The following is a 718-nucleotide window of genomic DNA, read 5'->3' as shown; positions in this document are numbered from 1 at the left end:
GTTTTGCCGAGCTCGCGCTGCGCGTTGCGAGCAAGCGGCTGCCGATTCTCGTGCTCGGCGAAACCGGTGCGGGAAAGGAAGTGTTCGCGCGCGCGATCCACGACGCCGGCGCGCGACGCACGCGGCCGTTCGTCGCGGTCAACTGCGGCGCGCTGCCGGAAGCGCTGATCGAGAGCGAACTGTTCGGCTATGCGGCCGGCGCGTTCACCGGCGCACGCAAAAATGGCGCGCGCGGCAAGATCGCGCTCGCCGACGGCGGCACGCTGTTCCTCGATGAAATCGGCGACATGCCGCTCGCTCTGCAGACGCGCCTGTTGCGCGTGCTCGCCGATGGCGAGGTCGTGCCGCTCGGCAGCGATACGCCCGTACGCGTCGATCTCGACGTGATCTGCGCGACGCACCGCGATCTCGCACGCATGGTGGCCGACGGCACGTTCCGCGAGGACCTGTACTACCGGCTGAGCGGCGCGACGTTCGAACTGCCGCCGCTGCGCGAACGCGCCGATGTGCGCGACGTGATCGCCGCCGTATTCGCCGAGGAGGCGCAGGCAACGGGCCACGTGCTGACGCTCGATGCAACGCTCGCCGAACAGCTCGCCGCGTATCCGTGGCCCGGCAACGTGCGGCAATTGCGCAACGTGCTGCGCTATGCGTGCGCGGTGTGCGACGCCGCGCGCGTGACGCGGCAGGATCTGCCGGCCGATATCGCCGCGCAGCT

At 69.9% G+C, this 718-nt stretch carries 1 protein-coding gene; it reads left to right on the top strand.

The window, feature by feature from the left end; all coding sequences use genetic code 11:
• On the top strand, positions 1-718 hold a 718-nt coding region (locus tag G3N93_RS40995; protein WP_206135633.1), incomplete at both ends, for a sigma-54-dependent Fis family transcriptional regulator.

It is taken from the genome of Burkholderia sp. Se-20378 (genome assembly GCF_017104665.1).
GTDB classification, from domain to species: Bacteria; Pseudomonadota; Gammaproteobacteria; order Burkholderiales; family Burkholderiaceae; genus Burkholderia; species Burkholderia lata.
This window is presented reverse-complemented; position numbering and strand designations above follow the sequence as displayed.